Origin of the sequence: Bacillus cereus group sp. N12, assembly GCF_016483575.1 — a bacterium.
Lineage (GTDB): Bacteria > Bacillota > Bacilli > Bacillales > Bacillaceae_G > Bacillus_A > Bacillus_A toyonensis.
In genome coordinates this window covers 1-9,251 of record NZ_JAEHBO010000124.1, presented here as the reverse complement: position 1 = coordinate 9,251, position 9,251 = coordinate 1, and the positions used below count along the sequence as shown (strand labels likewise).

Below are 9,251 nucleotides of genomic sequence, written 5' to 3'. Positions count from 1 at the left end.
ATAAGAAAGAATTACTGTATGAATTGTTTGAGCCAAGATTTATAAAAGATGTGGATGAAAATCATGCAGTATTGCAATGTGTAGGTTTTTATACAAATAATGCACGAGAAATTTATATAGTCTTACCCAAATTATTTGAGAAAGATGGCACATTATTTAATGATATAGATGTAGAGGAGTTTGCGCAACAGGACTACAGAAATGCGTTAAAGGGGAATAAAGAAAAAGTAGCTTTTGTTCATGATTTTACCATACTTCTTTTTCAAACTTTAATGAAATATCAACGAGAAAATAAAAATGAGCACCCAGACGATTTATCTGTTTTATCAAATATGGAAGACAAGAAATTGTCCATTATTGAAACAATCTTTTCTGTAATCAAGTTTCATAAACAAAATCAACACCTGTATATTAAGGAAAAGGGTATTGACAAAAAGAAGACAAATAAAATTCATTGGAATAAAACAATAAAAAAGAATATGCCAGTTATGTATGATGAAAATGTACATTATTTTCATTTCAAATACTCGAATTCAAGACTTAGTCAGAATGATATTGTTTTAATGGTATTTTATTCACTCTTAAATAAGATAAAGTGCACTTATAATATAAATATATCTTTAGATAGTCACTTACCAATTATGCCATTAAGAGAATTTATAAAATTTGAAAGAAAAATTCCAAAGATTTTAAAGAATATACGGAGCCTTTATATTAGGGATGATATGAAACAGCTAGTTAAATTATTAAATGCATATTATCAATATGAATCTATTAGCGCGAAAAAAGATAGTGTTGGATATATAGTAGTTTTCAATTTTAATTTATTATTTGAAGATATGGTCAATGAGATTTTATCAGATAAAGAGCATTTAGCAGTTTTAAAAGTACAAAAGGATGGGAAAATTATTGATCATATTTTTAGCGGGAAATCTTTTGTAACAGGAAGTAAAATCTTCTTTATTGGAGATTCGAAATACTATAAAGGGGAAACTGTACATACAAACTCTATATTTAAACAATTTACGTACTCAAGAAATATCATTCAGGAATTCGAAAAAAATCGCGGCTATTTTGATAAACATAATATTCTCCTGCGTGAAGATTTTTCTAGGGGGTATGATGCGATACCTAACTTTTTTGTATTTGGAGATATAAATCATGAAGAATATAAAAAAATTCCAGAAATACCGATAGTTCCTTTTAACCAACCATTAATAACAAAACAATTTGAAAATGTTTTTTTTGATAGAGATACTTTTCATATTTTTTACTTTAAGATAAATCTATTATTTTTGATGAAAGCGTATACGATTAAAATTCAAAAAATAAAACAACAATATCAATCATTGTTTAGAAAAATAGTAAGAACAAGAATTGCTGATTATTATAATCATGTGTATGACATGTTTATATTGCAGGAAGAAACCCTCAAAAATTTTATAAAGAGTAATTACTATATATTTTGGGGGAAAGTGTTTTTTATAGGAAAAGATAGGGCAGTTTTAGTGTTAGAAAAAAACAGGGAAGATTCAAATTTAGTAAAAGAATGTGTTAAGTCCAATAGTAATATTTTAATAAATTCCATTGTTTTCAAATAAAGATAAGAGGTGTTTTTTTATGTTACCGAATCTATCACATCAAATAATATTTTATGGACCACCAGGAACAGGAAAGTCTTGTACTATTAAGCAAATAATGGAACAATTTGGTATATCGGAAGATAATGTATTCCGAACTGTATTTCATCCAGAATATGATTATAGTGATTTTGTAGGGACCTATCGACCTATTATGGAGAGGTTAGAAAATAAGGAAGAGAGATTGAATTATAAATTCATACCTGGAATATTGTTGCGTTCCTATGTAGAAGCATGTATGCAAGATGATCCAGTTATTTTAGTAATTGATGAAATTAACCGAGGGAATTGCAGTGCCATTTTTGGTGACTTTTTTCAGTTGTTAGATAGAAATTCAATGACGGGTGAATCACAGTATAGTATTAATGTTCCTTTAGAAATGAGTGAGTTTATAAAAGAACAGTTGTTATTAGAAGAAGATGAGGAACATTTAAAGTTGGCGTTCCCAAGTAATTTTTATATCTTTGCTACAATGAATACATCGGATCAATCGGTATTTCCAGTAGATTCTGCATTTATTAGAAGATGGTCTTGGCGATATCAAGGGATTAATTATCAAGGTGCATCAAATTTTTATATTAAAGTTATGGAAGAATATTATTCGTGGGAAGACTTTCTAAGGAAGATAAACGCCAAAATCTATTCTATTACGGAAAGTGAAGATAAACAGTTAGGAAATCGTTTTATTATGCCGGCCGGAAATAGTGCAGTAATCCATACCCAAAGTTTTGTAGAAAAAGTATTATTCTATTTGTGGAATGAAATATACAAGCATGAAGATTCATCTATTGAGGATTATATTTTTAAATATACAAACCATATAAATGAACTTGAAAAGGAAGAAATTGAATTTACATTTAGTCAATTATTTGGCGAGGACTTTGAGGGGATTTTAAAAGGATTTATGGATTATAATGAGGTTTCAATGGTAGATGTAAAGGACGAAGAGTTAGAAATAGAGGAAGAATTCACTGAGGGATTGTTATTTGGTTATCAACCAAAACCTGAAAAAGAGATTCCTATAGATACTATACTTTATTTTTCTTCTTATGATATTAAAGCCATAGGTTTGTACAAAGGTAAGGCAGAGGAAAAAAGAAAGAAACATACAATTTTAGTTCAAAAAGGTTCTCAAATGGTTCTAAACGTAAAAAAAGGAATGCAAGAAGGGAATCATAAAATTAGAGAAAGATTAATAGCAGAAGGGATAGTGGAACGAAGAGAGGATTGTTACGAATTTGTACGAGATACACTGTTTGACACACCTAGTGAAGCGGCAGGAGTTATTGGTGGAAATAGAGTGACAGGAACTACAGTGTGGAAATCGGAGGATGGAAGAAATCTTAATGAGTTAATGGGGAAGAAAAAATAGGATAAATATTATTAGTAGTATTTGTTGGTTTATTTAAGTGGCATAATTGTTGTAATTTGAAGAGGTAGTTAAACTATCTCTTCAAATTTATTAGGTGCAATGTCTTTTTGAGTTTTGTGTGTTAATTTTGATATTAAAAAGAATTTAGGCTCTCAAATTTAATAATATTAGAAAGATGACAATAATTAATAGAAGAAAAACCAAACGGAGGGAAATCCCATGCCAACCCACAACAAACTAATCAGAAACAAAATCCCACAAATAATAAAATCCAACGGAAAAACACCCACAACAAGAATCCTACCCGAAGACGAATACATAAAAGAACTCTGCAAAAAAACACAAGAAGAACTAACCGAATATCTAGAAGCAAACACAAATGAACATAAACTAGAAGAACTATCCGACCTACTAGAATTAATAAACCCCCTAGCCGAACACGAAGGCGCAACACTAGAAGAAATCAACAACATCCGCAAAAAGAAAGCAAAAGAAAGAGGCGGCTTCTCAGATCGAGTCTTCCTAATCGAAGTAACCGATAAAAAGCCCCTCCTAAGCCCCTTCCAAGCCCCTACAAAGTAATAAATCACTAAGAAAAAACACAACAAAACAAAAACACCAACAAACACCGTAGTAGGAGTCGAAAAAAATTTTGAAATAACACGCCAAAAACCTGGCCCTCCTTCCTATATATAGTACAAAGAGGGATTTTTCATTTTTGAATGGAGACAGGAGGAATTAGGATGGCGGTGTATCGTAATGTGCAGGTGAATTTTTGGCAGGATGATTTTGTTTTGGATTTGACGCCGGAGGAGCGGTATTTTTATATTTATTTGTTAACTTGTTCGAAGACGACGCAGTGTGGGATTTTTCCTTTTCCAAAGCGGTTAGCTGAGATGGAGACGGGTTATAACCGGGAGACTGTTGATAAGCTCTTGCAGCGCTTCATTGATTATGGAAAGATCCTTTATGATGCGGAGACGCGGGAGTTATTCATTTTAAATTGGCTTCGTTATAATCCTGTGACGAATACAAATGTGGAGAAGTGTGTGCTCCGTGAGCTGAAGGGTGTGAAGAATACGGAGTTTGTACATATGTTTTTGCAGAAGTGCGTAGAGGAGGAGCTGAATGTTCCGATGCTATTAGCGCATTTCGGTATGCCTAGTGATATGACTATGGATGATGTCGATCCAGTTTGCGAGGAGGCAGAGAAAGAAGAGAAAGAAGAGGATATAGAGGAAGAAACGGGAAGTAAGGTGTTCACGTTTTATGAACAACATTTTGGTAGTTTGTCTCCGTATACGGTAGAGGAATTGAATGCGTGGATGAATGATTTGTCAGAGGAGCTTGTGCTGAAGGCTCTTCAAATTTCGTATGAGAATAAAAATCGGAAGATGGCTTATGTGAAGGGGATTTTGAGGGGATGGCACGGGAAAGGATTTACGAAAGTGTCTGAGGTTGAGGCGGATACGGCTAAGTTTAGGAAGAAGGAGTCGTCTGTTAGTAGCGGAGAGACGGAGAATTTTTTGGCGAAGTGTGAGGAGTGGGAGAAGAATACGCCGTCAGAGGAAGAGTTGCAGCGCTTTTTAGCGGAACGCGGGTGGCGGCCATGAGTATTCAAAATGTAGAGGCGGAAAAGACGGTGCTAGGTTCTCTATTACTTGATGGAGAGCTTATGAAGGAGTGCCGTTTGACGGAGCACTATTTTTCTATGCCCGTGCACAAGTCTATATTTCAGTTAATGCGAAAAATGGAAGAGGAGGGGCAACCGATTGATCTTGTGACGTTCATTTCTAGAGTAGATCCGAATTTTTTGAAGGGGATCGGGGGAATGGAGTATTTTATAGGATTAATGGATGGTGTGCCTGCGACTAGTAACTTCTCTTATTATGAGGGGCTTGTTCGAAGTGCCTGGAAAATGTATCAGGCGGGTGTTCTCGGGCACAAGATGGGAGAGCGTCTTATTGCGGAGAAGAATGAGAAAATTATTGGTGAGACGATTACGGCACTTTGTGAGTTAGAGGAAAAGGACTGCGTATGTGAGTTTGATTTGAAGGATGCGTTAGTTGGTTTGTATGAAGAGCTTCATCAAGATACGAAAGAGAATACTGGTATTGAGACTGGTTATATATCGCTAAATAAAATGACGTGCGGATTGCAGGAAGGTGATTTCATTGTCCTTGGTGCGCGCCCTTCTATGGGAAAGACTGCGTTTGCGTTAAATGTTGGACTGCATGCGGCGAAGTCTGGAGCGGCGGTTGGATTGTTTTCGTTAGAGATGAGTAGTAAGCAATTGTTAAAAAGAATGGCTTCTTGCGTAGGTGAAGTGTCAGGTGGTAGGCTGAAAAATCCGAAGCACCGTTTTGCGATGGAAGACTGGGAAAAGGTGAGTAAGGCGTTTGCGGAGATTGGTGAGTTACCACTTGAGATTTATGATCATGCAGGTGTTACGGTGCAAGATATTTGGATGCAAACTCGTAAGTTAAAGCGGAAGCATGGTGATAAGAAGCTTTTAGTAATTGTAGATTATTTGCAGCTTATTACGGGAGATCCAAAGCATAAGGGCAATCGATTTCAGGAGATCAGTGAAATTTCACGTAAGCTCAAGTTGTTAGCGCGTGATTTAAATGTTTGTGTAATGGCGTTGTCGCAATTATCTCGTTCTGTAGAGTCGCGTCAAGATAAGCGCCCGCTTTTATCCGATTTAAGAGAGACGGGACAAATTGAGCAAGATGCGGATGTTATTATGCTTATGTATCGCGAAGATTATTACGATAAGGAAACGATGCAGAAAGAGATGACGGAGATTCATGTGGCGAAGCATCGGAATGGACCTGTGGGGAGTTTTAAGCTGAGATTTTTGAAGGAGTTTGGGCGGTTTGTGGAGAGGGTGAATTAGTGGGAGGGAGAAGCTTGTGTTTTGAAGAACGGAGTAGAAGCGGCTTCAATTATGAAAGGAAAAGAGAAAGGGAAGATTGTTCGTTTAATAATTGGAGGAAATACAGATCTTAAGACGGAAAATTTGTATATTATTTTCATTTTCTTTAGCGGTTCTGGTGCAAAGATAAAATAAAGCACTTCATTCATATTTGTATAAGCTAGAACATTGTTAACTCGTATCCCTATCCCTATCCTGTTTAAAGCAGGGAGAACCATCGCTAAAAATAGATTAGGTTATTACAAGGTAAAGGGAGTCCATTCTACTGAATTCCCTTTATTATTCCTTCTTTAATATCAACATGAATGTTTAACAAATCGTATTACTTAAAAATCTTTCGCAAAATATTAATTTTGTTCCTATACGGTGGAAATAAAAACCCTAAATCTATCCTTGAGCTTTTCTTTAAAATGCTTTTACGATGTGTAAAAGCATCAAAACTATGTTTCCCATGATAGGAGCCAAATCCTGCAGTTCCTACTCCGCCAAAAGGTAAGTGGAGATTAGCCATATGTGACATTGTATCGTTGACGCATCCTCCTCCAAAAGAAATTCGTCCTAATACCTGCTTTTCAACATTTTTGTTTTCAGTAAACACATACAAAGCTAACGGTTTGGGTTGGGTGTTAATCGTATGAATGACTTCATCTAAATCATTGTAATCCATAATTGGTAAAATTGGCCCGAAAATTTCTTCTTTCATAGCTGCATCATCCCATGATTTTACTTCAAGAAGTGTTGGTTCAATATATAAATGGCTTCTAGATGAATTTCCACCAAATACTATATAATTTTTGTCTTGCTCTAATATAGAAAGAAGTCTATCGAATTGTCTCTCATTAACAATTCGACCATAATCATTGCTTTTTAATACATCTAATCCATAAAAGTTTGTAATGATTTCTTTCATTTTCGAAATCAGTTTTACTTTGATAGATTTGTGTGCAATAACATAATCAGGTGCAATACAGGATTGGCCAGCATTTATGAATTTTCCCCAGATAATGCGCTTGGCTGCTATATCGAGGTTAGCGGTTTCATCGACAATAGCGGGGCCTTTTCCACCAAGTTCTAATGTTACTGGTACAAGATTTTTCGCCGCAGCCTCCATGACAATTTTTCCAACTTGAACGCTACCAGTAAAAAAGATGTGGTCAAAAGGTGCATGAATCAATAAAGAAGTTATTTCACTGCCTCCTTCAATTACACGAATGTATTGCTTATCAAACGTTTCACTTATTATTTTGTTCATTACAGCTGAAACATTTGGTGCATTTTCTGAAGGCTTGAGAACTACACAATTTCCTGCTGCAATTGCCCCAATGAGAGGTTCAATTAATGATTGAAATGGATAATTAAAAGGCCCAATAATTAGCACGGTACCATATGGCTCTTTTATTATGTAGCTTTTGGATGGTGCAAAATGAATAGGGGTTTTTACTTTTTGAGGTTTCATCCACTGTTTTAGATATTTCATTATAAAATTGATACTGTTAAATGCGAAACCAACTTCTGCAGCGTATGCTTCAAACTCGCTTTTGTGTAAATCTTGATATAATGCGCTCAGCACTTGACTTTCATATTTTTGAATAGAATTTTTTAGCTTTTCTAACTGTTTAAGCCGAAATTGAAGACTTCTTGTATGATCATGATGGAAAAATTGTCTATGTTCTTGAATAAGTTGTTGTATTTCATCAACCATTAGGAAATCCCTCCAATAGTAAGAAAATATTCACATACCATGTCCATCAATTGTATAAAGCATTTCAGCCACATATCCTATTTACTAATGCATCCGTTTGTTGATAAAAGTTACTGTTAAACTAAGGGTGATAATCTTTGAAAATTTCTCCTGTAGATCTGACGTTTTTTTGTTTACGTAAGTGGGATGTATTGGACTATAAATTATTATTAATTATCAGCTTTTGATGAATTAGAATTGTTTTCTAAAAAATAGGGGGGGCATTATTATTAATCAAACTTTATTCTAAACTAATATCAGCAACAGGAAATAAAATTCCTGTCGCTGAATAAAAGGCATAGCACAGTACGCTTCAGTCACCTGAATATTCTTCTGAGGGACAGATATTCACTTAGAAGTACACTTAGATTAAGAGAATAATACAAACGAATTTTCTTAATGTGGATGTGTAGTTATTTATTTTGGTAAAATATTTATTCCATATTTTTCTTGTAATTTACCTTTAGCAAACTCTTAAAATCCATCTCAGCAATCAACACACTTACTAATATAAGCGTCGCTCCTAAGTATCCTTTTCCGGTAAGTGTTTCACCTGTGAAAACGAAAGCAAAGCCTGCTGAAAAAACAGGTTCTAATGAAAAGATAAGGCCTGTATGTGTAGGCGTCGTGTATTGCTGGGCGATCACTTGCACGATGAATGCGACTGCGGTACAAAATATGCTTAAGGCTAAGATAATTAACCATGAGTTGGTTGTGCTAGGAAGTTTTGGCGTTTCTATAATGAATGAAAATATAAGACTAAATAGACCGACGAAACCGAGTTGTATGACTCCAAGTGCAATGGAGTTCACATGTTTCGTTACGCTTCCGGTAATGATGACGTGAATGGCATAAAATAAGGCTGACAGTATGCAAAATATATCGCCGTTACCGATTTTGAATTCGCTCGTTAATGTTAATAAGCCGATTCCTATTATCGTTAAAATGATTCCTACTATAACTTTCTTTTCCGGAATGTGTTTTAAAAATATAGCTGATAATATCGGAATGAAAATGACTGTGAGACATAGTAAGAAACCAGCATTAGAAACACTCGTATACTTTGTGCCGAAAGTAGCGAAAATGTAAACGATAAATAAGACAGAAGCGAGTATAAATGCATATTTTACCGTTTTAAAATTGATTTTGAATACATGTTTGTAAAATATTAAACCTGATAAAAGAAAGGCAATAATAAATCGTAATGCGATTAAATTGTATTCTTCTATGCCTTCGAGTCCAACTTTTGTAAGTAAGATAGATGCACCCCAAAAGAATGTAACTAGTAGTAGCCCTAAATCTGCTTTTAATTGTAGTTTCATTTCTATTCCCTCGTTATGTATAAATTTTATAATTCCATACCCCTATCCCCATTTTATATTTTAATATTAATTCTGAATATTTAAAACATAAATTTATCGACGGTTTTTTCTTTTCCGCATAGTTGGGAAGTAATAGTATGTATAAAAAAAGCCCAGTTTAGTGATATTATCCCCTTTAGGTAGACAGTGTGAAAAAGACCATGTATACACATGGTACACTATTACTTGGAGGGGATTT

8 protein-coding genes are annotated in these 9,251 nt (G+C 34.6%); 6 read left to right on the top strand and 2 right to left on the bottom strand.

Going from position 1 to position 9,251, the window contains the following annotated elements; all coding sequences use genetic code 11:
- From JDS92_RS28435 to JDS92_RS28410, 6 genes are all read left to right on the top strand, one after another.
- On the top strand, positions 1 to 1,601 hold a 1,601-nt coding region (locus JDS92_RS28435; RefSeq protein WP_199632929.1), incomplete at its 5' end, for an LlaJI family restriction endonuclease.
- Positions 1,602 to 1,620: 19 nt separating this feature from the next.
- Positions 1,621 to 3,012 carry a DUF4357 domain-containing protein gene (locus JDS92_RS28430; RefSeq protein ID WP_199632928.1) on the top strand — a complete coding sequence of 464 codons (1,392 nt, stop codon included), beginning with the start codon at positions 1,621 to 1,623 and terminating at the stop codon, positions 3,010 to 3,012.
- 219 nt (positions 3,013 to 3,231) lie between these two features.
- Complete coding sequence (locus JDS92_RS28425; protein WP_199632927.1) at positions 3,232 to 3,594, top strand: nucleoside triphosphate pyrophosphohydrolase; 363 nt, start codon at positions 3,232 to 3,234, stop codon at positions 3,592 to 3,594.
- A gap of 161 nt (positions 3,595 to 3,755) precedes the next feature.
- Positions 3,756 to 4,625, top strand: coding sequence for a DnaD domain-containing protein (locus JDS92_RS28420; RefSeq protein WP_199632926.1), 870 nt, complete (start codon positions 3,756 to 3,758; stop codon positions 4,623 to 4,625).
- Complete coding sequence (dnaB, locus tag JDS92_RS28415) at positions 4,622 to 5,911, top strand: replicative DNA helicase (RefSeq protein WP_199632925.1); 1,290 nt, start codon at positions 4,622 to 4,624, stop codon at positions 5,909 to 5,911. The genes JDS92_RS28420 and dnaB overlap by 4 nt, the downstream gene beginning before the upstream one ends.
- A 21-nt stretch (positions 5,912 to 5,932) precedes the next feature.
- Positions 5,933 to 6,085: a hypothetical protein gene (locus JDS92_RS28410; protein WP_000788475.1), complete on the top strand. Its 153-nt coding sequence runs from the start codon at positions 5,933 to 5,935 to the stop codon at positions 6,083 to 6,085.
- 187 nt (positions 6,086 to 6,272) lie between these two features.
- On the opposite strand, the gene JDS92_RS28405 is transcribed toward JDS92_RS28410, so the two are convergent.
- Both JDS92_RS28405 and JDS92_RS28400 read right to left on the bottom strand, forming a co-directional pair.
- Positions 6,273 to 7,652, bottom strand: coding sequence for an aldehyde dehydrogenase (locus tag JDS92_RS28405; RefSeq protein ID WP_199632924.1), 1,380 nt, complete (start codon positions 7,650 to 7,652; stop codon positions 6,273 to 6,275).
- A gap of 473 nt (positions 7,653 to 8,125) precedes the next feature.
- Positions 8,126 to 9,013 (bottom strand): DMT family transporter, encoded by an 888-nt coding sequence (locus tag JDS92_RS28400; RefSeq protein WP_000776051.1) that lies wholly within the window; start codon positions 9,011 to 9,013, stop codon positions 8,126 to 8,128.
- Positions 9,014 to 9,251 lie beyond the last annotated feature (238 nt).

Bases quoted from the DNA above. Each gene is read 5' to 3' on its own strand.
- JDS92_RS28430 (WP_199632928.1), top strand. From the start codon at position 1,621: ATGTTACCGAATCTATCACATCAAATAATATTTTATGGACCACCAGGA.
- JDS92_RS28425 (WP_199632927.1), top strand. From the start codon at position 3,232: ATGCCAACCCACAACAAACTAATCAGAAACAAAATCCCACAAATAATA.
- JDS92_RS28420 (WP_199632926.1), top strand. From the start codon at position 3,756: ATGGCGGTGTATCGTAATGTGCAGGTGAATTTTTGGCAGGATGATTTT.
- dnaB (WP_199632925.1), top strand. From the start codon at position 4,622: ATGAGTATTCAAAATGTAGAGGCGGAAAAGACGGTGCTAGGTTCTCTA.
- JDS92_RS28405 (WP_199632924.1), bottom strand. From the start codon at position 7,652: ATGGTTGATGAAATACAACAACTTATTCAAGAACATAGACAATTTTTC.
- JDS92_RS28400 (WP_000776051.1), bottom strand. From the start codon at position 9,013: ATGAAACTACAATTAAAAGCAGATTTAGGGCTACTACTAGTTACATTC.